Genomic DNA, 24,601 nt, shown 5'->3' on the forward strand with positions numbered 1-24,601 from the left:
GCGCCTTTTTTGTTGTCTGCACCTATCTCAATAGGCCGGGAAAGCCGGCGAATTGACATGGGCCATGTCTTCCAGAATACGCACCACCTGACAGCTGTAACCGAACTCGTTGTCATACCAGACATAGAGGATCAGCCGACTGTCGTTGCAGATGGTCGCCTCAGCATCCACAACACCCGCATGCCGAGAGCCGACAAAGTCGGTTGAAACCACTTCCTGGGAATTGGTGAAGTCGATCTGCTTGTGCAGATCCGAGTGCAGCGCCATATGCCGCAGATACTCGTTGACTTCGTCACGGTTGGTTGCCGTATTCAGGTTCAGATTCAGAATCGCCATGGACACGTTAGGCGTTGGCACACGAATGGCATTGCCGCTGAGTTTGCCGGCCAGCTCCGGCAGAGCCTTGGCCACAGCCTTGGCTGCGCCGGTCTCGGTAATCACCATGTTCAGGGCCGCACTGCGCCCACGACGGTTGCCCTTGTGGAAGTTATCGATCAGGTTCTGGTCGTTGGTATAGGAATGCACCGTTTCCACGTGACCATTGGCAATACCGAACTTGTCGTTGATTGCCTTCAGTACCGGCACGATGGCATTGGTGGTACAGGACGCAGCGGAGATGATCGTGTCATCCGGAGTAATGGCGGCATGGTTGATACCGTGCACAATATTCTTGATGTCGCCCTTGCCCGGCGCGGTGAGTACCACCTGGGTCGCACCCGGGCACTTGAGATGCTGGGACAAACCCTCGGCATCGCGCCAGACACCGGTATTGTCGACCACAATGGCGTCCTGAATACCATACTGGGTGTAATCGATGCTGGTCGGGTCGCTGGCATAGATCACCTGAATCACAATGCCATTGGCGGTGATGGTGTTGTTCTGCTCATCGATCTTGATGGTGCCCTGAAAGGAACCATGAACCGAATCACGGCGCAGAAGACTGGCACGCTTGGACAGGTCGTTACTGGCACCCTTGCGCACAACAATCGCACGCAAACGCAGGCCGTCACCGGCGCCAACCTTTTCCACCATGATACGAGCCAGCAAGCGGCCGATACGACCAAAGCCGTACAGCACCACATCGCGGCCCTGACGACGCTCGCCCTTGTGGCCGATGACACTGGCCAGCTCGACACGCAGGAAGGCGTCCATATCATCGCTGTCTGATTTGCGGAACTTGTCTACCAGTCGTGCCAGGTCAATCGACGCTGGCCCCAGATTCAAATCCAGCAGCGCCTTGATCAGCGGAAAGGTGTCATGCACTGACAGCTCGGTATCGTCGATCTGACGGGCAAAACGGTGTGACTTGAGAAGACTGATCACCGAACGGTTGACCAGGCCCCGACCATAAATGGAGGTGACAACATTGTGTTCACGGTACAGACGACCGATCAGCGGAATCATCGCCTCGGCAGTGGCTTCGCGATCTGTCCAGTTTTCCAGACATTGGTCATATTGAGCTTTGGTCACGGCGTGTCCTTCCAGGTCAATGGATCTAAAGGGCGCATATTATGAGGCCGTTCGCCTGTCGAGGCAATGTCCGAGGAAATTGTCACCGACTGCGGCAGATCCGCTCACGGGAAGGTACACTAGGCGCTTTTCCACGATGGACCCCTGAACATGCCCGTTGCCACTCGTCTTCTGCACCTACCCTCTGCCCAATCTGCACCGGGCCGGGTTGCCTGGGGCAACCTGCATGGCGCAGCAAGGGCGCTGGCCATGGCCGAGGCGGCCAACGAACATCAGGGCCTGAGCCTGGTGATTACCCGGGACACGGCCAGTGCCGACCAGCTTGAGCAGGAATTGCGGTTTTTTGCCCCGAACATACCGGTGTTGACCTTTCCAGACTGGGAAACCCTGCCCTATGACCGTTTTTCTCCGCACCAGGACATCATTTCACAGCGCCTGAAGACCCTGTATCACCTGCCCCAGGTAATCCAGGGCATCCTGGTGGTACCCATGACCACCCTGCTCCACCGGATTGCCCCGCGCACCTTCCTCGGCGGCTCGGTGCTGATGCTGGAAGTTGGCCAGCGGCTGGACATGGAGCGCATGCGACTGGATCTGGATTCGGCGGGTTACCGCTGTGTCGATACCGTCTATGAGCACGGTGACTACGCCGTGCGCGGCGCGCTACTGGATCTCTACCCCATGGGCAGCCGCCTGCCGCTGCGCATCGACCTGTTTGACGATGAAATTGAAACCCTGCGGACCTTTGATCCGGAAACCCAGCGCTCGGTTGATAAGGTCGAGCATATCCATCTGCTGCCGGCCAAGGAGTTCCCCCTCGACAAATCGGCACTGACCCAGTTTCGCGCCCGCTTCCGCGAGCATTTCGAGGTCGACCACCGCCGCTGTCCGGTCTATCAGGATCTCAGCGAGGGTCTGGTACCACCCGGCATTGAGTATTACCTGCCGCTGTTCTTTGAACAGCTGGACAGCCTGTTTGACTACCTGCCGGATAACACCCTGATTTTCAGCCTGCCGGATATAGAAGGTAGTGCCGAACATTTCTGGCAGGATGTGCGCTACCGCTTCGAAGAACAGCGCGTGGATAAAACCCGCCCGCTACTGGCACCCGCCGAGCTGTTTCTCAGTGTTGAAGACTGTTTTGCCCGGATCAAGCGTTTTGCCCGCATCATCTGCCATGCCGAAGCACTGAAACCCGGCACCGGCAACAGCAACCTGAACAGCCAGGCGCTGCCGGATCTGGCGCTGGACAACAAACTGGATCAGCCGCTTGCGGCGCTGCAACAGTTCCTTGCCTCTTTCGATGGTAAAACCCTGTTTATAGCTGAAAGTGCCGGTCGCCGTGAGGCCCTGCTCGAACTGCTGACGCGCATTCAACTGCAACCCGACAGCGTTGAAGACTGGCCCAGCTTCATCCAGTCCAGCAGCAGTATCGGCATCATTATTGCGCCGTTAGACCAGGGGCTTTACTGCGGCACTCCGGCGGTGGCCCTGATCGCCGAAAATCAACTTTTTGGCCAACGTGTTATGCAGCGCCGTCGCCGCGGCAAGGCCACCGACCTGGGCGATGCGGTCATTCGCAACCTGACCGAACTGCGTGAAGGTGCTCCAGTTGTGCACATTGATCATGGTGTTGGGCGTTTTCTTGGGCTGGTCAACCTTGAGGTAGAGGGTCAACAGGCCGAGTTTCTGACCCTGGCCTACGCCGATGAAGCCAAGCTCTACGTGCCGGTCGCCAACCTGCACCTGATCGCCCGCTATACCGGCGGTGAAGACGACAACGCGCCCCTGCACCGCCTAGGCTCGGAACAGTGGCAGAAAGCCAAACGCAAGGCCGCGGAAAAGGTCCGTGATGTCGCTGCCGAACTGCTGGATGTCTATGCCCGCCGCGGCGCCCGACAGGGTTTCAGTTTTTCCGCACCGGATCGTGACTACCAGATCTTTGCCGAGGCCTTTCCCTTCGAGGAAACCGCTGATCAGCAAGCCGCAATTGAAGCGGTAGTAGACGACATGATCAAAACCCAGCCCATGGATCGCCTGGTCTGCGGCGATGTCGGTTTTGGCAAGACCGAAGTGGCCATGCGCGCCGCCTTCCTCGCCGTACATGGCGGCAAGCAGGTGGCGGTACTGGTGCCGACTACCTTGTTGGCGCAGCAGCATTACAACAGCTTTCGTGATCGTTTCGCCGACTGGCCGGTGAAGGTCGAGGTCATGTCACGCTTCAAGTCCACCAAGGAGATCAAGGCCGCCGCGGATGCGCTGGCTGAGGGCAAGGTGGATATCATGATCGGCACCCACAAATTGCTACAGGGTGATATCCAGTTCAAGGATCTGGGCTTGATGATCATTGACGAAGAACATCGCTTTGGCGTGCGCCAGAAGGAGCAACTCAAGGCCCTGCGCAGTGAAGTGGATGTGCTGACACTGACCGCTACGCCGATCCCCCGCACCCTGAACATGGCCATGTCCGGCATGCGTGAGTTGTCGATCATCGCCACACCACCGGCGCGCCGGTTGTCGGTCCGCACCTTCGTCATGCCACAGCAGGAAAACGTCATCAAGGAAGCGGTACTGCGCGAATTGCTGCGCGGCGGTCAGGTTTACTACCTGCACAATGAAGTCCAGAGCATAGAAAAGTGCGCCGCCGACCTGGCTGCGCTGATCCCCGAAGCGCGCATCGGCATCAGCCACGGGCAAATGCCTGAACGCGCGTTGGAACAGGTCATGGGCGATTTTTATCACCGCCGTTTCAATGTCCTGGTCACCACCACCATCATCGAAACCGGGATTGACGTACCCAACGCCAACACCATTATTCTCGAGCGCGCCGACAAGTTCGGTCTGGCTCAGTTGCATCAGCTGCGCGGCCGGGTTGGCCGTAGTCACCACCAGGCCTATGCCTATCTGTTGACGCCACCCGGCAAAAAGCTCACCGGCGACGCCGAGAAACGCCTTGAGGCAATTGCTGCCGCCCAGGATCTGGGTGCCGGTTTCACCCTGGCCACCCATGATCTGGAAATTCGCGGCGCCGGTGAGTTACTCGGAGAAGGCCAGAGCGGTCAGATCCAGGCCGTCGGCTTCACCCTTTACATGGATATGCTGGAGCGTGCCATCAAGGCCATCAAACAGGGCAAGCAGCCTGAGCTTGACGCCCCGCTGGGCGGTGGTCCGGATATCAATCTACGCTTGCCTGCACTGATACCGGACGACTACCTGCCCGACGTACATAGCCGGCTGATTCTTTACAAGCGCATTGCCAACGCCGCGGACGATGAAGCCCTGCGCGACCTGCAGGTGGAAATGATCGACCGCTTTGGGCTACTGCCAGAACCGACCAAAACCCTGTTCCGCGTGACGGCGCTGAAACTGCGTTGCCTGCCACTGGGCATCAACAAAGTTGATGTGGGTCCCGAGCACGGCAGACTGGAATTCGCCAGTGATACCCAGGTTGATCCCATGACCCTGGTGCGCTTGATACAGGACCAGCCGAACCGATACAAACTTGAAGGCGCTACACTTTTCCGCTTCAATGCGCCCATGGGCCCGGCTGAGTTGCGCCTGAACACCGTTGAAGCATTGATCACCCGCCTGGAAAGCCCTGGCACCCCACCCCAAGGCAAAGGAAAACGCCCATGACAACCTTTTCTCGCCCTCTCTACGCCCTGCTACTGTTATTGCTGATCGGCTTTGCCAGCCAGGCCTCGGCCCAGAGTAACAGCGGCTATATCGTTGAGTTGGTGATCTTCAGTAACCCCTCAGCGCAACTCGGCGCCGCAGAAGTACCCAGCATTGACTGGGCAGACAGCGCTACCCAGCTGAGCACGACCGCACGCGGTGATGTGCAGCGCATTGACAGCAGCCGTTACCGCCTGACCGGTGATGTAAGCAAACTGCAGGCACAGAATTATCAGGTGCTGCTGCATCAAGCCTGGGTCCAGCCCGATGACCCGGATATGACCATTGCCGTCAATGATGGCGCACTGCTGGGTGAGGTCTACCCTGCCCAAGCGCTGATCAGACTTGGCCGTGAACGCCTGCTTGAGGCCCATGTTACGGCCTGGGTTACTCGGCAGATTGGCGATGCCGGGCAACTGGTCAGTGACCGCCTACACCAGATCCGCCGTTTGCGCCTGAATGAAACCCATTATCTGGATCATCAGAATATGGGCGTACTGATCACTATCAGCCGCAACTGAAAGTAGCCGCTTGCCGACTGCCGTTCAGGCGTCGGCAGCAAAGGCAGCAAGAACTGCCCCTGCCACATCCATGCCCCGATGCATCACCGCCTCGATCTCGGCCATGCTGATGACGCCCTGAGCCTTGCCTGCGGCGGGGTTAACCACCAGAGCCAGGCACACATAGGGCAGTTCAAGTTCACGAGCCAGGGCGGCCTCAGGCATGCCGGTCATACCGACAATATCGCAGCCATCGCGCTCAAGCCGGACAATTTCTGCGGCCGTCTCAAGGCGTGGCCCCTGGGTTGCGGCATACACGCCCTGGTCACTATGCTCCACACCCAGCCGCGCCAATACCATCAGCAAACGCTGACGCAACGACGCATCGTAAGGGTGGGTGAAGTCGATATGCGTAACCGCTTGCAGATCATCCTCAAAGAAGGTTGAGCTGCGCCCCCAGGTGTAATCAATCAACTGGTGCGGCACGCAAAAATGCCCAACGCCCATCGCCGGATTGATGCCACCAACGGCATTGACCGCCAACACGGCTTCGGCACCTGCCTGCTTCAGCGCCCACAGGTTAGCCCGGTAGTTGACCCGATGCGGTGGAATGCGGTGCGGATGACCATGACGGGCCATGAACAGCAACTCACGATCGCCCAATTGACCTCTAACCACCGCGCCGGAAGCATCGCCAAAGGGCGTACTGGCGCTGGCCTGCCCAATATGGGTAAGGCTGGGCAACTGGCTTAAGCCGGTGCCACCGATAATCGCCAGTCTAGTCATGGGACGCCACCTCAGCTGGCTGGCGTAACGTCATACCGTCAGGCATATGCAGGGTTGAGGTCGGGAAGGCCACCTCGGCCTCATGGGCGGCGATGATATCCATGATCCTCAACAACACATCTTCCTTGACCCGGTGAAACTCGGCCCAGACCGGCGTAGTGAAGCAGTAAATGAAAAAGTCCACGGACGAGGGTGCACAACGATCGAAATAGACCATCTGGGTTTGATCCTGAGCAATATCCGGGTGCGCCTTGAGCATCTCACGCACGGCCTTGACGATAGGCTCCATACGTTTGATGTCGTCGTAACGAATACCAATATGCTCAAAGATACGACGATGGCTCATGCGCGAAGGGTTCTGTAGCACCACGTTGGTAAAAATCGCATTGGGTACGTAGATCGGCCGCTTGTCAAAGGTTCTGATACAAGTCAAACGCCAGCCAATGTGCTCCACCGTGCCTTCTATCTCCTTGTCCGGCGAACGAATCCACTCACCCACTGAAAAAGGGCGATCCAGATAAATCATCAATCCGCCAAAGAAATTTGCCAGCAAATCCTTGGCAGCAAAACCGACGGCAATACCGCCAATGCCGCCAAATGCCAGAACACCTGACACGCTGTAACCCAGAGATTGCAGAATGACCAATGCGGCGGTAATCAATACGGACATGCGAAGCAATTTGCCAATCGCACTTACCGTGGTCTTATCGATGGGCTTTTCACGGTAGGCCGGATCAACCAGGCGCTGCTCGACCTGGATCACGAGTCGCAACAGAAACCAAGTCAACAACACAATCAAGAGTACGTGCTGAAAACTGTCCAGCGCCGATGCCACACCCTCATCCATTTGCTCAGCGGTAATCTGCCCTGCCCATAACAAGCCCATGCTCCAGATCATCACCCAGAGCGGGCGTCGGGCCGCAATCACCAGCGCATCATCCCAGACACTCCGGGTTTTTCTTGCCTTGGCTTCGATACGATCCAGTACCAGCTTGCCTATATAGGCCAGTACCAAAGCAGCAAAGACAATGGCAAACACCTTGTAAACCCAGACATCAACACCCGACGGCAAGGCATCAAGTGGCAAAGCATCGATCACATCATTCAGTACACCGGTCACAGCAAACCCACCTCTTTCAAAGCAACAACAGCCGACCTCCAATTAGGATCGGATTTGTAATCAATACCCACCTGGCGCCGAGCACGCATCACCGGCAAATGCACTGGTGCGTGCAATTGCAGACGTTGCGCATGCACCAGCGCCTGTTCCGCAGCCGCGCGATCGTTGCACACCAGCAGCATGTCACCACCCGCTGCCAGAGCCGCATCAACGCGCTCAACCATGCCGCCGACCACATGCGCACCCGCCATGCTCAGGTCATCACTGAAAATGACGCCCTTGAAACCCAACTCGGTGCGCAGAATGCTTTGCAACCAGCGGGTTGAAAAGCCTGCTGGCAGACTGTCTACAGCCGGATAGACGACGTGGGCCGGCATGATCCCATCGAGCTGGCGAGCCAATGCAACAAAGGGAATCAGATCGCTGGCACGGATTTCGGCCTCGGCACGCTCATCCACCGGCAAGGCAAAGTGGGAGTCGGCTTCAGCCCAACCATGCCCAGGGAAGTGCTTGCCGGTTGCCGCCATACCGGCGGCATGCAATCCGGCTATATACGCGTTGCCAAGCTCGGCAACGCGTTGCCCCTGCTGACCCAGGGATCGATCACCAATCACCTGGCTACGGCCATAATCCAGATCCAGCACCGGGGCAAAACTGATATCAATGCCGCAGGCTAGGATTTCGGTCGCCATCAGCCAGGCCGCCTGGTGCGCCACCTGCTCGGCCTGCCCTTCCACCAGGGCACCAATGTCGCCCAGGGGTGGCAAACGCAACACATCACGGCGCAAACGCTGCACACGCCCCCCCTCCTGATCTATGGCAATCAGCATGTCAGGACGCAGCGCACGAATCGAACGTACCAACTCTCTCACCTGGGCAGGCGACTCGGTATTGCGCGAAAACAGAATCAACCCACCGACTTCAGGTTGACGCAGCAGGTGACGATCAGAGGGGTCAAGCCAGGTACCGGCAACATCCAGCATCAGGGAGCCGTGTTTCAACTGAAGTACTCCAACAGGTTCATGTAAACGGGGTTACGCATCCAGCGACCCCTCTTCGATCTCAACCGCACAACCGACCGGCGTCATGGCAAAGAGTTCAAGCACATCCTCATTGCGCATGCGAATGCACCCATGAGACAGGGGAATGCCCATGGGTTGATCGTCAGGCGTACCGTGAATATAGATGAAACGCCGCTGCGAATCGCAGTCAGCGCCTCGATTAAAACCAGGCTGCTCCCCGCACAACCAGAGTATGCGACTCAGAATCCAGTCACGCTGAGGATACTGACTAGCCAGCTCAGGGCTCCATATCTCACCGGTAGGTCGTCGCCCAACAAAGACTGCAGCACGGGGTTGCTCGGCGCCAATCCGCGCACGAACACGATGCCGCCCCCGTGGCGTGCAACCCGACCCCTCGCGTTCTCCTGGCCCTTTCAAGGCGGTCGATATCGGGTACAGGCACACCAACTGGTTCTGCCGGTAACCGGCCAACTGCTGAGAAGCAAGGGAAACGCGGATGTTATCCAGCGCCATGGGCATCTCCGGTGCAAAGTGCACACCATAACGGATCAGCCCTGATCGGGGAACAGGGAGCGGCTCAGTCGAGCAGGATTAGTCGGCAATCAAGCTGCAAGCGACCGCTATCAGACCGGTTCAGCTACCACCCGGCTATCGGGTGACTGAGCCTTGGGTACCGCCATCGCACCCTCAGCTCGCATGCCAGCGGCTAGAAAAGGCACCATCAAAGCGAGGACTTCATCAATCCCGGTATGGGTATCAAATTCAGCCTCGGCAATAGCCCGCAAGGCCTTCATGCTCGACATGGTAAAGGCTGCACTGCCCAGCATGAAGTGAACACGCCAGAACAGTTCACGCGGAGGCAATTGCGGGGCAGCGGCAAAGACCAGCTGCATGTACCGATGGAAAACCTTGCCGTATACCTCTCCCAGATACTTGCGCAGATGCCCCTGACTTTGACTGAACGCCAGACCCAAAAGGCGCATGAAAGTTGAAAGGTCATTGCCGCTGCGTGGCTTCACCGTCAGCGCCTGCCTGACCAGCATTTCAAGTAATTGTTCGAGGCTAGGACCCGGCTTGCCCACGGATAACCCCTGCCGATCCAGCTCCTGATCCAAGCTACTGACAAAGGGGTTAAGAAATCGCACAAAAACCGCCTGAATGAGCGCTTTCTTGGAACCGAAATGGTAATTGACCGCAGCCAGGTTAACCCCGGCTTTGCTGGTAATCAGCCGCAGGGAGGTTTCGGCAAAGCCTTTTTCGGCAAAAAGTTGCTCAGCTGCATCAAGGATGCGCTCAACGGTATCAGAATGGGCCATGTCGGTATCCGTAAATAAACGATTGTTTGAAACATACGTTTCAAACACAGTTGATGTCAAGCATTACGGGGGACCCGCGACGGACTGTCGCGCTCAACTTGTAAAACATATTAAAACCTGAAGCAAGGGATGCGCAGAATAAACTGCTGCACACTGTGCGCCTTAATCGATACCTGAGACACGGAACGTCATGGCTAAAGCGCCGCTGCTTGCTCTTCACAAACAACTGTATATAATCACAGCTACTGTATATACAAACAGGTGGACGCAATGCAGAAACTGACCGCACGGCAGCAACAGATTTTGGCCTTCATCAAGGAATACATGGATGCCAACGGTTATCCGCCTACTCGGGTAGATATTGCCAAGGTACTGGGCTTCAAGTCGCCCAATGCTGCCGAAGACCACCTACGCGCCCTGGCCCGCAAGGGCGCGATTGAAATGATTCCGGGCGCTTCGCGCGGCATACGCCTGCCGGAACAGGAAGAAGACAGCAGCGAAGACCGCCTGCCCGTCGTGGGCCGCGTAGCAGCCGGGGCACCGGTACTGGCATTGGAAAATATTGAAGACCACTGCCAGATCGATCCTGCCTTCTTCAGTCCACGGGCTGACTATTTACTGCGCGTGCAAGGCATGAGCATGAAGGATATTGGCATCATGGATGGTGATCTGCTCGCCGTACACCGCACCGATATCGCCCGTAATGGCCAGGTGGTTGTGGCGCGCATCGGTGATGAAGTGACCGTCAAACGGTTCCAGAAGCAGGGCCGAAAGGTTCTGCTACTGGCAGAGAATCCTGAGTTTGCTCCTATTGAAGTAGACCTGGCAGAACAGGAATTAACAATTGAAGGCTTGAGTGTCGGCGTTATTCGCCGCTAAGGGAGATAAATCATGTTGTATTCCCGTCACCATCCCAGCATTGCCCAAGTAACACAGGAAGACCTTTTCCATCAGGCCATGATGGCTACCCACTATGTTAGACCCGCAAAAAAGGTGCTGCCACCTGTTGTCACAACTCCGGATCCGGATGTCGACAGCGGCTTCAGCGAAATGTGCCTTAATGGTGCCCCGCGCCAGTGCCTGCAATGGCTGGCACCGGTCCTGCGCGAATTGAGTCTGTCAGTGGCAGACAGCTGGCTGACCCTGCTCGACCCGCCACATAGCGTCAGCCACGCCTGGCTGCGCAGCGCTGGCCTGGATCCTCAGCGTATTCTGATCGTGCGCAGCAAGTCCGGCATGAACTCACTCGAACTCTGTTGTGATCTGTTGCGCCTAGGCTGCAGCCATACCGTGGTCAGCTGGCTGGATACCGACGCAGGTACGCTCAGGCGCGCACTGCTGACGCAAGCTGCACGGGACGGCCGTTGCCGCAGTCTGAACATTCGATTGGACAGTGCTGTAGCGGCCTGAGAGGCCACTCCCGGACGGCAGAAAGGGAGAAGAAAATAGTCAGCTGGCAGTGGATAGGTTGCGGTGGCTAGCCTGAGCAGGATTGGCCACCGTCCTTTTAGTGCAAAACCCGATCTTCACTTTCGGGACTGCCCTCTTCCATGACTTGCCCTGCTATCTGCATACCGGCACTGATCATGGCCTTGGCTACTTCAATATAGTGCCCCTGCAGATAGTCCTGAGCATCCTGCGAGAACTCGATAACCACCAAGGGCTCGGCATCCTCGTCGGAGCGACGCAATGCCACCTTGCCGTTGGCCAGTTCAACAATCTCGAGAAAGGGTGATGGCATTTCAGGCCTCCTTTTACGTGGCCGCGCAGTCTAACACAGACACGCCATCCACCGCATTGTGACTACCACTCGAGCATGCCTTCACGGTAGCAGGCGATACGCTCAGCCAAGGCCGCCTGCGCCTCCCGAGCGTCTTCCAGCCCCCACTGGCGCTCCTGGCGCTGAGCACTGGAGGCAATCATGTTGTCTTCTGGCGGACGACTTTCCTCCGCCTTGGGCGGTGCCTGCAACTGCTGCCATCCCGTCAAGAGTCTCCCCAGCCAGCTATCCTGTTGTTCGGCCAATTCGTTCAATTCAGCCAACTCAGGTCCGGGAAAACGCTCTACCGTGGCCCGATTCAATGCCTGATCCAGCGAGCGAACCTCAAGCAAAGGCCAGCGATAACGGTCCGCCACCTCATGCACCAACGACACCAGCGCCCGATTCAAATGGAACAGTGCGTGCTCACGGTGATAGCGCGCCAGAGTAACACTGGTCAGCGTATCGGCCGCCAACACATCCGCCCAGGCATCGGTTGCAAGACGGGCAAAGTACATTGCCTGATTGGTACGGGTATAGACTTCGTTAGCCATGGGTAATCACCCTCAACCTTTGGCCTTGGCCCGACCATCATCCACGGTCCAGCGCTTGCCATCATAAAAGGCCCGCCATCCACTCGGCTTGCCATCTATTTCACTCTGTACATATTGCTCCTTTGTCTTGCGGCTGTAACGAATTACCGACGGGTTGCCATCGGGATCGGCTACAGGCGCATCCAGGAGAAAGTGGTACTTGGCATCAATCTCGCTGCGATGCGGAATCAGCTCTTTAACCAGAGGCGCCCTGGTTTCACGATTTTTCGGAAACTGACTGGCGGCCAGGAACATGCCGGATGCACCATCGCGCAAAACAAACACATCATCGACCTTGTCGCAGCGCAGTTCAGGCATCTTCACCGGGTCCATCTTCGGCGGAGCGGCTTCACCGCTTTTCAGCAGCTTGCGGGTATTCTTGCACTCGCTGTTGGTACAGCCGAAATACTTGCCAAAGCGACCGGTCTTCAACTGCATCTCGCTGCCACACTTGTCACAATCGAGCAACGGACCGTCATAACCTTTGATCTTGAACTGGCCCTGCTCAATCTCGAAGCCAACACAATCAGGATTATTACCGCAAACGTGCAACTTGCGTTTTTCATCCACCAGATAGCTGTCCATTGCGGTGCCACACAGGGCGCAGCGATGCTTGTTACGCAGCACCCGGGATTCGCCTTCATCGTCATCGGCAGCCACTTCGTTGCCGGGCACCAGATTGACCGTCGACTTGCAACGCTCCTTGGGTGGCAAGGCATAACCTGAACAACCCAGGAACACACCTGTAGAGGCGGTTCGAATCATCATGGGGCGACCGCACTCCTTGCAGGGAATATCCGTCAGGGTCGGCTCATTGGCACGCATGCCCTTGCCCTGATCGGCCGTCTCGGCAACGCTGAGCTTGAGTTTGAAATCGCTATAGAAATCGTCCAATACGCGCTTCCACGGCAGTCCGCCCTGGGCCACTTCATCCAACGACTCTTCCATGGTCGCGGTAAAGCTGTAATCCATCAGATTAGGGAAGCTTTCAGCCAAGCGTTCAGTGACGATATCGCCCATTTTCTCAGCGTAGAAACGCCGGTTGGTCTGCGATACATAACCGCGGTCCTGAATGGTCGAAATGATCGAGGCATAGGTCGAGGGGCGGCCAATACCGCGCTTCTCCAGCTCCTTGACCAAGCTGGCCTCAGAATAGCGCGCTGGCGGCTTGGTAAAGTGCTGCTTGGGGTCCAACTGCTGCAGAGCCAACGCAGCATTGACCTTGACGTCAGGCAACACCTCGTCTTCAGCACCTTTGCCCTGCTGCGGCATGACCCGAGTATAACCGTCAAACTTGAGGATACGGCCCTTGGCGCGCAACTCGAAATCACCTGCGGTGGCAGTGATTGAGGTAGACAGATACTGAGCCGGGGTCATCTGACAGGCCAAGAACTGACGCCAGATCAGCTCATAGAGCCGCTCAGCGTCTTTTTCCATACCCTTGAGGTCACCGGTCTTGAGTTTTACGTCAGATGGCCTGATGGCTTCGTGGGCCTCCTGAGCGCCATCCTTGCTGCTGTAAACGTTAGGCTTCTCCGGCAGGTACTTGGCGCCGAAGTTCTTTTCAACATAGTCACGCGCCATACCAATCGCATCGGCCGACAGATTGGTCGAGTCGGTACGCATATAGGTGATGTAGCCAGCTTCATACAGCCGCTGGGCCATCATCATGGTTTTCTTTACGCCAAAGCCCAGGCGCGTGCTGGCGGCCTGCTGCAATGTCGATGTGATAAAAGGTGCATTGGGCTTGGACGAGGTTGGCTTGTCCTCACGCTTGGAGACGCTGTAATCAGCGCCCTTGAGCAACCCCATAGCACGGTCAGCCTGCGCCTTGTTGACCGGACGGAAGCTTTCGCCCTTTTCCTTGACCACCTCAAAGCGTACTGACTGGCTCTGGGGTGTATTCAACAGAGCGTGAATCTCCCAGAACTCCTCGGGGATGAAGGCTCGGATCTCACGCTCACGGTCGACAATCAGTTTTACCGCCACCGACTGTACGCGCCCGGCAGACAGGCCACGGGCGATCTTCTGCCACAGCAGCGGCGAGACCATATAGCCCACCACACGATCGAGAAAGCGCCGTGCCTGCTGAGCGTTGACCCGATTCAGATCCAGCTGACCGGGCTTGGAGAACGCCTCCTGAATGGCTTTTTTGGTGATCTCGTTGAACACGACACGCTTGTAGCGTGACTCATCGCCACCGATGGACTCGCGCAAGTGCCAGGCAATGGCCTCTCCTTCACGGTCCAAATCCGTTGCCAGGTAGATGGTGTCGGCGTCCTTGGCCAGCCGGCGCAGCTCGTCGATGACCTTTTCCTTGCCGGGCAGGATTTCGTACTGGGCTTTCCAGCCATTGTCCGGATCCACACCCATGCGCCGCACCAGTTGCATGCGTGCCTTGACCTGCTTGTCTTCTACCGGCGCCGAAGCAGCCTTGCGACCACCCTTGGGTTTGCTTTCGGTTTTTGCACTGCCGCTGGTGGGCAAATCTCGAATATGTCCAATGCTCGATTTCACAACGAAATCGTTACCAAGATACTTGTTGATTGTCTTGGCTTTAGCTGGAGACTCAACGATGACCAGTGCTTTTCCCATGGGTAACTGTATTCCTAGCGCTATCAATTCTGAATTGCCAGAGGCAATAGTAGGTGCAGAAGCAACGTGGCGTTGTTCTGACTGTACGAAGGAGCCAGAGCCTACACGTCTTCGCTGATAAAGGTAAAGCGCGCTGTTGACTCGCCGTCAAGCTCGACAGTGCCAACAAACATCTCCAGCGGCCTTACCCAGAGGTCAAAATCGCCATATAGCGTGCGATACACCACCAGTCTTTCTTCCGTTTCGGAGTGTGTCGCCACACCCAGGACCTGATAATCCTTTCCTTTATAGTGGCGGTAGAGTCCGGGGCGTAATGACATCTCTCTTTCCTTCTCAGATATGACTCGTAGTTATTTTGTATTCAACAGGTTAGCGTATCGTTTTAGTAACTCGTCTAATTTTGCTGAAATCCATTCTGCTGAATCTGTGCAAATCGTAGGCTTCGCATACAGGCCTACAGCAGCCGACGCCAGAGACTGATACCAAGCAACCCTGCACCGAGGTGCTGATTCTGCCTCTCCCGTGTCGGCTGCGAGTCCCGAGCCCCTGTGCGCGACACGCTACTAGCCATCCCTGGGGCTCGGGACCCTCCGCCAACGACTCTCTGCATCCTGCAACTTCAAACACACATGCAAACGTAACTTGAATCCTGCATTAACCTCGCTGAAGCGTCGGACAACTTCTGCTTTTCGTTCAGACGGCTCGTCGCCAATAGCGCCGGCGGCCATAGGCCTGTGTGAGTGCCGTCGATGGCCAGGGATGGCCATCGTCGAGCCCCATGGACGGCTTGCAGCGTGCCGAACACAGGCCTATGGCCGCCGGCGCCAGCTCCCTATCTCAAACAATCGCCCTTCAGCGATATCTCTAAGAACTCAACCAAACCACAAACAAAAACCGGGGCACAAGGCCCCGGTTTCTGGTCACACCACACCCGTATCAGACACGCTCGAATACGGTAGTAATGCCCTGCCCCAGACCGATACACATGGTCGAGACACCAACAGTACCGCCATTCTGCTTCATCACGTTCAGCAGGGTGCCGGAGATGCGCGCGCCGGAGCAACCGAAGGGGTGACCCAGGGCAATCGCGCCGCCGTGCAGGTTGACCTTGGCTTCCATCTTGTCCAGCAGTTTGAGGTCTTTGAGCACAGGCAGAGCCTGGGCCGCAAAGGCTTCGTTCAGCTCGACAAAATCGACGTTATCCATGGTCATGCCAGCGCGCTTGAGCGCCTTGGCAGTGGCCGGAACCGGACCGTAGCCCATGATCGCCGGATCAACACCGGCAACCGCCATGGAACGGATAACCGCCATCGGCTCAAGACCCAGGGCCTTGGCGCGCTCGGCAGACATCACGATCATGCACGAAGCACCGTCAGTGATCTGCGAAGAAGAACCGGCTGTCACGGTACCGCCCTTGGGATTGAATGCCGGCTTGAGGGCCGCCAGGCTTTCCAGGGTAGTCTCGGGACGGATGGTCTCGTCTTCAGTGAAGACTTTCAGGAAACCGTCAGCATCGTGGCCGTGCATCGGGATGATTTCATCCTTGAAGCCACCGTTGAGGGTTGCCTTGTGTGCCAGCTGGTGCGAACGCAGGGCGAACTGGTCCTGCTGCTCGCGGCTGATACCGTGCATCTTGCCGAGCATTTCAGCGGTCAGACCCATCATGCCGGACGCCTTGGCAGCGTACAGGGACAGGCTCGGGTTCGGATCCACGCCATGCATCATGCCCACGTGGCCCATGTGCTCGACACCACCGACCACAAACACATCACCGTTACCGGTCTGGATCGCCTGGGCGGCCGTGTGCAGCGCGCTCATGGACGAACCACACAGACGGCTGACGGTTTGCGCCGAGCTGGTGTGCGGGATCGGCGTCAGCAGAGAGATCATGCGGGCAACGTTCCAGCCCTGCTCCAGGGTCTGGTTTACACAGCCCCAGATCACGTCTTCCACTTCTGCGGGATCAATTTTCGGGTTACGTGCCAGCAGACCGGTAATCAGGTCAGCGGACAGGTTCTCGGCACGAACGTTACGATACATGCCGCCCTTGGAACGGCCCATCGGGGTGCGGCCGAAGTCGACAATTACGACGTCTCTCGGATTCAGGCTCATAAATTCACTCTCGCTCTGTGCGTTCCGCGGTTAACCGAAGAATTTTTTGCCGTTCTTGGCCATTTCACGCAACTTTTCAGTCGGTGCGTACATGGCGCCAAACTCGGCATATTTATCCGCCATGGCCACAAATTCGGCCACACCCAGGGTGTCGATGTAACGCAGCGCACCACCACGGAAGGGCGGGAAGCCGATACCGTAGATCAGACCCATATCGGCGTCTGCAGCGGTCTCGACGATGCCATCTTCGAGGCAGCGAACAGTTTCAAGACACAGCGGAACCATCATGATTTCAACGATTTCTTCGTCGGTGAACTCACGCTGTTCCAGCACAATCGGCTTGAGCAAATCGTAGGTTGCTGGATCGACGATCTTCTTCGGCTTGCCCTTCTTGTCCATTTCGTAGGCGTAGAAGCCCTTGCCGGTCTTCTGACCCAGACGATTGGCTTCATACATGACGTCGACGGCCGTCTTGGTCTTGTCAGCCATGCGGTCTGGATAACCTTCGGCCATCACATCGCGGCCGTGGTGACCAGTATCCATGCCGACCACGTCCATCAGATAGGCAGGGCCCATGGGCCAGCCGAATTTTTCCATCAGTTTGTCGACGCGCTGGAAATCAGCACCCATGCCGATCAGACGGGCAAAGCCACCGAAATACGGGAACAGGATACGGTTGACCAGGAAGCCGGGGCAGTCGTTGACCACAACCGGGGTCTTGCCCATTTTCTTGGCATAGGCAACAGTCGTAGCAACCGCTTTTTCACTGGACTTCTCACCGCGGATCACTTCAACCAGCGGCATCATGTGCACGGGGTTAAAGAAGTGCATGCCACAGAAGTTTTCCGGACGCTTCAGGGCCTGAGCCAGGAAGCTGATGGAAATGGTCGAGGTGTTGGAGGCGATGATTGCGTCTTCGCGCACGTGACCCTCAACCTCAGCCAGAACAGCGTGCTTGACCTTGGGGTTTTCTACCACGGCTTCCACAACGATATCGACGTTGCCGAAATCACCGTAAGACATGGTTGGACGAATGGCGTTCAGCGCAGCTGCCATCTGATCAGGCTTCATACGGCCCTTGGCAACACGGCTGCCCAGCAGCTTGGACGCTTCGTCCAGACCCATCTGGATGCCTTCCTCGCGAATATCCTTCATCAGGATCGGCGTGCCCTTGGAAGCAGACTGGAAAGCGATACCGCCACCCATGATGCCTGCACCCAGTACCGCAGCCAGCTTGACGTCAGCGGCTTGCTTGTCGTACTGCTTGGCCTTGGTCTTGAGGGCTTGATCGTTCAGGAACAGACCGACCAGCGCTTGAGCTACGGAAGTCTTGGCCAGCTTGGCAAAGCCAGCGGCTTCAATTTCCAGTGCTTTTTCGCGGCCATGGGCAGCGGCCTTCTGAATAGTCTTGATCGCTTCAACCGGAGCCGGATAGTTCGGGCCGGCCTGGCCAGCAACGAAACCTTTAGCGGTTTCAAACGCCATCATCTGTTCGATGGTGTTGAGCTTGATCTTTTCCAGCTTGGGCTGACGCTTGGCCTTGTAATCCAGCTCGCCACTGATGGCACGCTTGACCAGATCCAGAGCTGCAGCGTGCAGCTTGCCGTCTTCAACAACCGCGTCCACAGCACCGATTTTCAAGGCCTTGTCGGCACGGTTCTCGGAACCGCCGCAGATCCACTCGATGGCATTATCCACACCGATCAGACGCGGGGTACGCACGGTGCCGCCGAAGCCCGGGTAGATACCCAGCTTGACTTCTGGCAGGCCGACCTTGGCACTGGCAGCCATAACACGGTAGTCACAGGCCAGGCACATTTCAAAGCCACCGCCCAGTGCCATGCCATTGATGGCAGCGACTGTGGGGACATTCAGGTCTTCAAAGGCGTTGAAGATCTTGTTGGCTTCCAGGTTACCGGCAACCAGGTCGGCCTCGGGCAGTTGGAAGGTATTGACGAATTCGTTGATATCGGCACCGACGATAAACACGTCCTTGCCGCTGGAAACGATAACGCCCTTGACGCTGCTGTTGGACTGGATTGCCTCGACGGCTGCTTGCAGCTCCGCCAGAGTGGCACGATTGAACTTGTTGACAGACTCGCCCTGCAGATCGAACTTGAGCTCGACGATGCTGTCTTCAAGGGCTTGAACCGTGATGGCTTTACCTTCGTAAATCATCAACTGATCTCCACGCTATGAAAGCACTTGAGAAACACTCGTAACGGCAAGGAGGGACTCAACGTCCCGGCAACTGCCCAACGAGTGCAATGATGGTTCCCGGCGCTGAATCTGTCGGTGTGAACCGAAAATTCATACGCTTGTTTGATTCGGGTGAGCACACCTTCGTGTAAATTCGTCCTGTTGTCAATTGGACATCTCTGCAATACGCATCACTCACTGCCTGATAAAAACCATATAAACAAATAAAAACAACAAGATAAAAGCCCAACATAAAGTCAATCACAGATTTGAGCAGCCATTCATGAACGCTTGTCAGGCAGTACGCAACGGCGCCAAAGCCACATCCAATTGATGCAGCTCCGCCAATGAGTCAGGCTCGACCCAGTAGATAAGTACCGAAAAGGACTGCCTGTCTATCCGCCGAACCTGATCAGGCAAGGCATCCAGCACCGCTTGCGCCCCGCTGGCCTCGGCACTGCCCAATAACCATAACCAATCCTGCCCCTCACGCTGACAACTGAATTCGGCTGGCAACGGACAACGCTCAAGCGATTGACGATAACCGACGCAATGCAGCAAAGCTGGATCAGGACGTCGTGGATCGGGATTTTCAACACGATAGCCCAGTTTGCGCGCCGCTTCGCGCAATCGCTGAATATGCAGAATGCGCCCACGCGGCAGCAACTTGAAAAGACTGGAGATCAGTATAGCCGCTACCACCCCGACTATGACCCAGCTCATGCGCAGCGATCTCTTCGCTGTCCCGGCCGAGCAAAGGGATGGACTGACAGGCAAAGGCTGCTACTATCGAACGGAAAAACAGGAGATAACTGCATGCTCTATTCTCATGTGTTGGTTGCCGTCGACCTGATCGACGAATGCCGCGGTGTAGCCAATCATGCGTTAACGCTAGCCAAGGCACTGGACGCCAAACTGACCCTGCTGCACGTGGTCGAGCCACTCGCCATGGCCTATGGCGGTGATGTCCCCATGGATCTGTCGATGTTGCAACAGCAACAGTTCGAGCAGGCCCGCGAGCGCATGCAGCAGTTTGCGGCGGAGTTCAATCTGCCTGCCGAGCAGATGCAGATTGCTTTCGGCCACCCACGCCAGGAGATTCATCGCGTTTCCACTGAACAGGAATGCGACCTGATCGTGGTCGGCAGCCACGGCCGCCACGGCCTTGCCCTACTACTGGGCTCCACCGCCAACGACGTCCTGCACGGCGCGCCCTGTGATGTTATGGCGGTCAGGCTGGGAAAGAAAAGCTGAGACTTTTCTTTCCCAGTGGCAAGCCGCAAGCTTTAAGTGACAAGCCAACCCCAGAAACAACCCCCAAACCGATACAAACTACTTACAGCTTGCAGCTTGCCGCTGAGGAGCAGGCGAGCGGCTAGCCTCCCGCCTGCTCCTCCAATTCCGCCCAGCGCTCCATCGCCTGATCCAGCTCAGCCTGTTTCGCTTCCATGGCCGCCAGTACAGGTGTGGTTTGCTCTATGGACTGCTGATAGAAGCCTGGATCATTGACCTTGCCCTGCAGCACCGCGAGCTCGGCTTCGAGCTTTTCCATCAGGGCTGGTAAGCCGTCCAGTTCGCGTTGCAACTTATAACTCAGCTTGACCTTGACCGGCGCAGGTGCCGCTGGAACATCGGCAGTTTTGGCTGCAGGTTCAACCGGCGCAGTCGGCGTATCCGGGACCATGGCATTGGAATCCCATTCGGCCAGCATCTCGACCTTGCCCCCCTGGCGCAGCCAGTCGGCATAGCCGCCGACGTACTCACGCACCTTGCCGTGGCCTTCAAACACCAGACTGCTGGTAACGACGTTGTCAAGGAAGGCCCGGTCGTGGCTGACCAGCAGCACCGTGCCGTCAAATCCAGCCAGCACCTCCTCAAGCAGTTCCAGGGTTTCCACATCCAGGTCGTTGGTTGGCTCATCCAGTACCAGCAGGTTGGCGGGTTTGCTGAACAGCCGTGCCAGCAGCAATCGAGCCCGCTCACCACCAGAAAGTGCCTTGACCGGCGTACGCGCACGTTCAGCCGAGAACAGGAAGTCGCCCAGATAACTGATCACATGGCGGCGCTCGCCATTGATCTCGATAAAGTCGCGACCTTCCGAGATGTTGTCGATCACTGTCCTTTCCAGATCCAACTGGTCACGTAGCTGGTCAAAGTACGCTACCTCCAGCTTGGTGCCGTGCTTGACGGTGCCACTGGTCGGTTGCAACTGTCCGAGCAGCAACTTCAGCAAGGTGCTCTTGCCGGAGCCATTGTTGCCGATCAGACCAATACGATCACCACGCATCAGGTTGAAATTCAGCTCGCGTACCAAAGGCACGTGGCCAGGCCAGGCAAAACTGACCTTTTCCAGCTCGATAACACGCTTGCCGGACGAATCCGCAGTTTCCAGTTGGAAACTGGCTTTGCCTTGGCGCTCCAGACGCTGGGCGCGCTCGTTGCGCATTTCCTTCAACGCCCGCACACGGCCCTCGTTACGGGTTCGCCGGGCCTTGATGCCCTGTCGAATCCAGACCTCTTCCTGCGCCAGCTTCTTGTCGAACAGGGCATTGGCCGTCGCTTCGGCAGCCAGTTGTTGTTCCTTGTGCTCAAGAAAGCTCAGGTAGTTGCCCTGCCAGTCAATCAACTGACCACGATCCAGTTCGAGGATGCGCGTGGCCAGGGACTGCAGAAATTGACGATCGTGGGTGATAAAAAGCACCGCGCCACGGAAATCCAGTAGCACCTCTTCCAACCAGGCAATGGTGTGAATATCCAGGTGGTTGGTCGGCTCGTCCAGCAGCAGCACGTCTGGCTCGGCAACCAGTGCCTGGGCCAGCAATACGCGGCGGCGCCAGCCACCGGACAACTCTGACATGGCCTTGTCAGCAGGCAATCCCAGGCGAGTCAGGGTGGTCTCGACCAATTGATTGAGGCGCCAGCCATCCTTCGCCTCAAGTCGCTCCTGAACCTTCTCCAGACGCTCCAGCTCGGCATCGCCCATGTCGCCGTGCACCAGGTGGTAGTACTCGGCCAGCAGTTCCCCTACACCTTCAAGTCCGGCAGCGACCACGTCATAGACCAAGCTACCATCGGCCTTGGGAAGCTCCTGCGGCAACTGGCCAATCTTCAGCCCCGGCGCGTACCAGATTTCCCCTTCATCGGCCTGTTGCTCACGGTTCAGCAATTTCAGCAGGCTTGACTTGCCGGCTCCATTACGGCCAATAAGACAAACCCGCTCGCCCCGATCCAGCTGAAAGCCGACCTTGGACAGCAGTGGATTGAGGCCATAGGCCAGGGACACATCGGTAAACGAAAGCAGCGCCATAACACACCTTTTGATTAATCAGGGCGGCATTCTACCTGCTGCGCCGCTCGGCTGCATGCTTATTGCGGCAAGCTCGCTCGACCCCCTATGACAGTCTCTGGCAACGCGCTAAGCTAAGCCCGTATATCAGGATTGAAGCCCCGCAGTAACGGACTCGCCTTAAGTAAAACCGTTTCAGGATGGCCGTTCGGCCAGGATGGATGATGCCTTACACCCGTTTTCGTACCTTCTCCCGCCTTTTTGGCGCAATCTGCTGCCTTGTCGTTGTCTTTCCAGCCCATGCTGATCGCCTTGGTGAGCAGCGCGCCCAGTACGATCAGGCCATGAGCGCACTCAAGGCCGGACAAGTTCAGCGCTACCAGGGGTTGCTGCCCAACCTGCAGGACTACCCGCTCTATCCCTATCTGTTGCTGGAAGAGCTGAACAAACGACGCAACACCGCCGCTCATCAGGAAATCGAACGCTTTCTTGCGGCCCACGGCGACCTGCCAGGGGCGCAGACTCTGAAAACCAGCTGGTTGCTGCGACTGGCTCGCGAGGGACAATGGGACAAGCTACGAGAGCACTATGACAGCGCCAGCCAGAATGCCTCACTGGATTGCCATTTGACCTTACAGCAATGGCATTCTGGCGATCGCCAGCAAGCAATGGATAAGGCGCGCGAACTCTGGACCGTCGGTCGCTCTCAGCCTAATGACTGTGACCCGCTATTTGAGCGCTGGCGCAGTGCCGGCGGATTGACTGAAGACGTTGCCTGGCAGCGCATTCGGGAAGCTTTGCTGTATCGCCAGGATGCATTGGCAACCTATCTGGTGCGGTACCTGCCAAACCAGAAGAGTGTGGCCGAACTCTTTGTCAGCACCGCCACTCAACCGACCCAGCTGAACCAGTTCGCACGCTATCAACCCAGCGCAGACAAACCTGCGGAGAAACTGGCAGATATCGTGACTGTAGCACTCAGACGCATGAATCGTGACGACCCGGCGGCGGCCTTTGCGCTCTGGCCACATTACCGTGACCTGCCCTTCAGCCAAGCCGATCGACTGGCATTGACCCGGGATATCGGCGTACGTATGGCCCGTCGACACAACCCGGAAGCGTTGGCCTTCATGGCTGCCAACGACCCCAATATGGAGGAGGACCTGGTTACCGAATGGCGCATACGACTGGCTCTGCGCACAGGCCAGTATCAAACCGCCATGGACCTGACCCAACGTCTACCGGCGAGCCTCGCAGAGCAGAATCGCTGGCGTTATTGGCGCCTGCGCAGCCAGCAATTGGCGCGACCGGAAGTAGGTGAACTACTTGAGGACTATCGCGTCCTGGCTCAACAACGTGATTATTACGGCTTCATGGCCGCCGAGCGGACGCAGGAACCCTATGCATTGAATCACCAACCTACACAGGTTGAACCCGATGTCTTCGCCCGTGTAAGTCAAACAGCCGGCATCCAGCGCGCAAGGGAATTCCATGCCCGAGGCCAGATTGTCGAGGCCCGCCGCGAGTGGTACCACGCTGGCAGTTTTTTCAATCGTGAAGAGTTAATGGCGCAAGCGGTTATGGCCAAGGATATGGAATGGTATTTCCCGGCGATTCGCGGTGTCAGCCAGGCTCAGCACTGGGACGACCTGGACATTCGCTTCCCGATGGCTTACATGGAACCGATCAAGGCTCAAGCCCAGACGCGCCAGATCAACAGCTCCTGGGTATACGCCATCACCCGACAGGAAAGCGCCTTCATGGCAGACGCCCGTTCACACGCTGGCGCCATGGGCCTGATGCAGCTGATGCCAGCCACCGCACGGGAAACCGCACGGCGTTACAACATCCCCCTCGGCAACAGCAACGAAGTACTGATTCCAGAGCGCAATATTGCACTCGGCACCGCCTATCTGGCGCAGCTCAATGATCAGTTCCGCGGTAACCGGGTACTGGCATCAGCTGCCTATAACGCCGGGCCGGGCCGTGTCCGCCAATGGACCAGCGACTTGCCAGTGATGCCGGCGGATGTCTGGATTGAAAACATTCCCTTCGATGAAACGCGTCTGTATGTGCAGAGCGTGCTCAGTTACTCGGTCATCTACGCGCAAAAAATGGGCATACGTCAGGCCGTAATGGAGCAGCACGAACGCTATATCGAATAAGTT

Annotated in this window: 20 protein-coding genes; 6 read left to right on the top strand and 14 right to left on the bottom strand. The window is 57.1% G+C overall.

Features of this window, described 5'->3' with window-relative positions; translation table 11 throughout:
- Window positions 1–27 precede the first annotated feature (27 nt).
- A complete protein-coding gene (locus tag AC27HQ_RS05955) occupies window positions 28–1,470 on the bottom strand; it encodes a glyceraldehyde-3-phosphate dehydrogenase (RefSeq protein ID WP_487155180.1) in 1,443 nt (480 codons plus the stop codon).
- Between the two features lie 150 nt (window positions 1,471–1,620).
- Here AC27HQ_RS05955 and mfd point away from each other — a divergent pair, with 150 nt between their 5' ends.
- Together mfd and AC27HQ_RS05965 are read left to right on the top strand one after the other, a co-directional pair.
- Window positions 1,621–5,106: a transcription-repair coupling factor gene (gene mfd / locus AC27HQ_RS05960; RefSeq protein WP_487155181.1), complete on the top strand. Its 3,486-nt coding sequence runs from the start codon at window positions 1,621–1,623 to the stop codon at window positions 5,104–5,106.
- Window positions 5,103–5,666 (top strand): CsiV family protein, encoded by a 564-nt coding sequence (locus AC27HQ_RS05965; RefSeq protein WP_487155183.1) that lies wholly within the window; start codon window positions 5,103–5,105, stop codon window positions 5,664–5,666. The genes mfd and AC27HQ_RS05965 overlap by 4 nt, the downstream gene beginning before the upstream one ends.
- 24 nt (window positions 5,667–5,690) lie before the next feature.
- Here AC27HQ_RS05965 and AC27HQ_RS05970 read toward each other — a convergent pair whose 3' ends face one another.
- From AC27HQ_RS05970 to AC27HQ_RS05990, 5 genes are all read right to left on the bottom strand, one after another.
- A complete protein-coding gene (locus AC27HQ_RS05970; RefSeq protein ID WP_487155184.1) occupies window positions 5,691–6,431 on the bottom strand; it encodes an S-methyl-5'-thioinosine phosphorylase in 741 nt (246 codons plus the stop codon).
- Complete coding sequence (locus tag AC27HQ_RS05975) at window positions 6,424–7,551, bottom strand: mechanosensitive ion channel family protein (RefSeq protein ID WP_487155185.1); 1,128 nt, start codon at window positions 7,549–7,551, stop codon at window positions 6,424–6,426. Before AC27HQ_RS05975 ends, AC27HQ_RS05970 begins: the two co-directional genes overlap by 8 nt.
- Window positions 7,548–8,534, bottom strand: a complete 987-nt coding sequence (nagZ, locus tag AC27HQ_RS05980) for a beta-N-acetylhexosaminidase (RefSeq protein ID WP_487155329.1) — start codon at window positions 8,532–8,534, stop codon at window positions 7,548–7,550. The genes AC27HQ_RS05975 and nagZ overlap by 4 nt, the downstream gene beginning before the upstream one ends.
- Window positions 8,535–8,585: 51 nt before the next feature.
- Entirely contained in the window at window positions 8,586–9,086 is a 501-nt protein-coding gene (locus AC27HQ_RS05985; protein WP_487155186.1) for a L,D-transpeptidase family protein, read from the bottom strand.
- Between the two features lie 110 nt (window positions 9,087–9,196).
- Window positions 9,197–9,889, bottom strand: a complete 693-nt coding sequence (locus AC27HQ_RS05990; protein ID WP_487155187.1) for a TetR/AcrR family transcriptional regulator — start codon at window positions 9,887–9,889, stop codon at window positions 9,197–9,199.
- Window positions 9,890–10,159: 270 nt separating this feature from the next.
- On the opposite strand from AC27HQ_RS05990, the gene lexA reads away from it, so the two are divergent.
- Together lexA and AC27HQ_RS06000 are read left to right on the top strand one after the other, a co-directional pair.
- On the top strand, window positions 10,160–10,768 hold the full coding sequence (gene lexA / locus AC27HQ_RS05995; protein WP_487155188.1) for a transcriptional repressor LexA: 609 nt from the start codon (window positions 10,160–10,162) through the stop codon (window positions 10,766–10,768).
- A 12-nt stretch (window positions 10,769–10,780) separates the two neighbouring features.
- Entirely contained in the window at window positions 10,781–11,299 is a 519-nt protein-coding gene (locus AC27HQ_RS06000) for a SulA-like leucine-rich domain-containing protein (RefSeq protein ID WP_487155189.1), read from the top strand.
- Between the two features lie 97 nt (window positions 11,300–11,396).
- Here AC27HQ_RS06000 and AC27HQ_RS06005 read toward each other — a convergent pair whose 3' ends face one another.
- The 7 genes from AC27HQ_RS06005 to AC27HQ_RS06035 all read right to left on the bottom strand — a co-directional run bounded on the left by AC27HQ_RS06005 (window position 11,397) and on the right by AC27HQ_RS06035 (window position 19,870).
- The gene (locus AC27HQ_RS06005) at window positions 11,397–11,630 is read right to left on the bottom strand and encodes a hypothetical protein (protein ID WP_487155191.1); all 234 of its coding nucleotides are present in this window, start codon (window positions 11,628–11,630) and stop codon (window positions 11,397–11,399) included.
- A gap of 62 nt (window positions 11,631–11,692) precedes the next feature.
- Window positions 11,693–12,202, bottom strand: coding sequence for a DUF6586 family protein (locus AC27HQ_RS06010; RefSeq protein ID WP_487155192.1), 510 nt, complete (start codon window positions 12,200–12,202; stop codon window positions 11,693–11,695).
- 12 nt (window positions 12,203–12,214) lie between these two features.
- Entirely contained in the window at window positions 12,215–14,836 is a 2,622-nt protein-coding gene (gene topA / locus AC27HQ_RS06015; RefSeq protein WP_487155193.1) for a type I DNA topoisomerase, read from the bottom strand.
- A gap of 101 nt (window positions 14,837–14,937) precedes the next feature.
- Window positions 14,938–15,156, bottom strand: coding sequence for a DUF1653 domain-containing protein (locus AC27HQ_RS06020; protein ID WP_487155195.1), 219 nt, complete (start codon window positions 15,154–15,156; stop codon window positions 14,938–14,940).
- Between the two features lie 616 nt (window positions 15,157–15,772).
- Complete coding sequence (gene fadA / locus AC27HQ_RS06025) at window positions 15,773–16,948, bottom strand: acetyl-CoA C-acyltransferase FadA (protein ID WP_335607892.1); 1,176 nt, start codon at window positions 16,946–16,948, stop codon at window positions 15,773–15,775.
- 30 nt (window positions 16,949–16,978) lie between these two features.
- The gene (gene fadB / locus AC27HQ_RS06030; RefSeq protein ID WP_487155196.1) at window positions 16,979–19,126 is read right to left on the bottom strand and encodes a fatty acid oxidation complex subunit alpha FadB; all 2,148 of its coding nucleotides are present in this window, start codon (window positions 19,124–19,126) and stop codon (window positions 16,979–16,981) included.
- Between the two features lie 315 nt (window positions 19,127–19,441).
- Window positions 19,442–19,870: a hypothetical protein gene (locus AC27HQ_RS06035; RefSeq protein WP_487155198.1), complete on the bottom strand. Its 429-nt coding sequence runs from the start codon at window positions 19,868–19,870 to the stop codon at window positions 19,442–19,444.
- Window positions 19,871–19,963: 93 nt separating this feature from the next.
- Here AC27HQ_RS06035 and AC27HQ_RS06040 point away from each other — a divergent pair, with 93 nt between their 5' ends.
- Window positions 19,964–20,401, top strand: a complete 438-nt coding sequence (locus tag AC27HQ_RS06040; RefSeq protein ID WP_487155199.1) for a universal stress protein — start codon at window positions 19,964–19,966, stop codon at window positions 20,399–20,401.
- Window positions 20,402–20,522: 121 nt separating this feature from the next.
- On the opposite strand, the gene AC27HQ_RS06045 is transcribed toward AC27HQ_RS06040, so the two are convergent.
- On the bottom strand, window positions 20,523–22,454 hold the full coding sequence (locus tag AC27HQ_RS06045) for an ATP-binding cassette domain-containing protein (protein ID WP_487155201.1): 1,932 nt from the start codon (window positions 22,452–22,454) through the stop codon (window positions 20,523–20,525).
- Between the two features lie 203 nt (window positions 22,455–22,657).
- Between AC27HQ_RS06045 and AC27HQ_RS06050 the strand changes: the two genes are divergently transcribed.
- Window positions 22,658–24,598 carry a transglycosylase SLT domain-containing protein gene (locus AC27HQ_RS06050; RefSeq protein ID WP_487155202.1) on the top strand — a complete coding sequence of 647 codons (1,941 nt, stop codon included), beginning with the start codon at window positions 22,658–22,660 and terminating at the stop codon, window positions 24,596–24,598.
- The last annotated feature ends 3 nt before the right edge of the window (window positions 24,599–24,601 follow it).

It is taken from the genome of Halopseudomonas sp. 4NH20-0008 (assembly GCF_057548395.1).

Bases quoted from the DNA above. Each gene is read 5' to 3' on its own strand.
- mfd (WP_487155181.1), top strand. From the start codon at position 1,621: ATGCCCGTTGCCACTCGTCTTCTGCACCTACCCTCTGCCCAATCTGCA.
- AC27HQ_RS05965 (WP_487155183.1), top strand. From the start codon at position 5,103: ATGACAACCTTTTCTCGCCCTCTCTACGCCCTGCTACTGTTATTGCTG.
- AC27HQ_RS05970 (WP_487155184.1), bottom strand. From the start codon at position 6,431: ATGACTAGACTGGCGATTATCGGTGGCACCGGCTTAAGCCAGTTGCCC.
- nagZ (WP_487155329.1), bottom strand. From the start codon at position 8,534: ATGCTGGATGTTGCCGGTACCTGGCTTGACCCCTCTGATCGTCACCTG.
- AC27HQ_RS05985 (WP_487155186.1), bottom strand. From the start codon at position 9,086: ATGGCGCTGGATAACATCCGCGTTTCCCTTGCTTCTCAGCAGTTGGCC.
- AC27HQ_RS05990 (WP_487155187.1), bottom strand. From the start codon at position 9,889: ATGGCCCATTCTGATACCGTTGAGCGCATCCTTGATGCAGCTGAGCAA.
- lexA (WP_487155188.1), top strand. From the start codon at position 10,160: ATGCAGAAACTGACCGCACGGCAGCAACAGATTTTGGCCTTCATCAAG.
- AC27HQ_RS06000 (WP_487155189.1), top strand. From the start codon at position 10,781: ATGTTGTATTCCCGTCACCATCCCAGCATTGCCCAAGTAACACAGGAA.
- AC27HQ_RS06005 (WP_487155191.1), bottom strand. From the start codon at position 11,630: ATGCCATCACCCTTTCTCGAGATTGTTGAACTGGCCAACGGCAAGGTG.
- AC27HQ_RS06010 (WP_487155192.1), bottom strand. From the start codon at position 12,202: ATGGCTAACGAAGTCTATACCCGTACCAATCAGGCAATGTACTTTGCC.
- topA (WP_487155193.1), bottom strand. From the start codon at position 14,836: ATGGGAAAAGCACTGGTCATCGTTGAGTCTCCAGCTAAAGCCAAGACA.
- AC27HQ_RS06020 (WP_487155195.1), bottom strand. From the start codon at position 15,156: ATGTCATTACGCCCCGGACTCTACCGCCACTATAAAGGAAAGGATTAT.
- fadA (WP_335607892.1), bottom strand. From the start codon at position 16,948: ATGAGCCTGAATCCGAGAGACGTCGTAATTGTCGACTTCGGCCGCACC.
- fadB (WP_487155196.1), bottom strand. From the start codon at position 19,126: ATGATTTACGAAGGTAAAGCCATCACGGTTCAAGCCCTTGAAGACAGC.
- AC27HQ_RS06035 (WP_487155198.1), bottom strand. From the start codon at position 19,870: ATGAGCTGGGTCATAGTCGGGGTGGTAGCGGCTATACTGATCTCCAGT.
- AC27HQ_RS06040 (WP_487155199.1), top strand. From the start codon at position 19,964: ATGCTCTATTCTCATGTGTTGGTTGCCGTCGACCTGATCGACGAATGC.
- AC27HQ_RS06045 (WP_487155201.1), bottom strand. From the start codon at position 22,454: ATGGCGCTGCTTTCGTTTACCGATGTGTCCCTGGCCTATGGCCTCAAT.
- AC27HQ_RS06050 (WP_487155202.1), top strand. From the start codon at position 22,658: ATGCCTTACACCCGTTTTCGTACCTTCTCCCGCCTTTTTGGCGCAATC.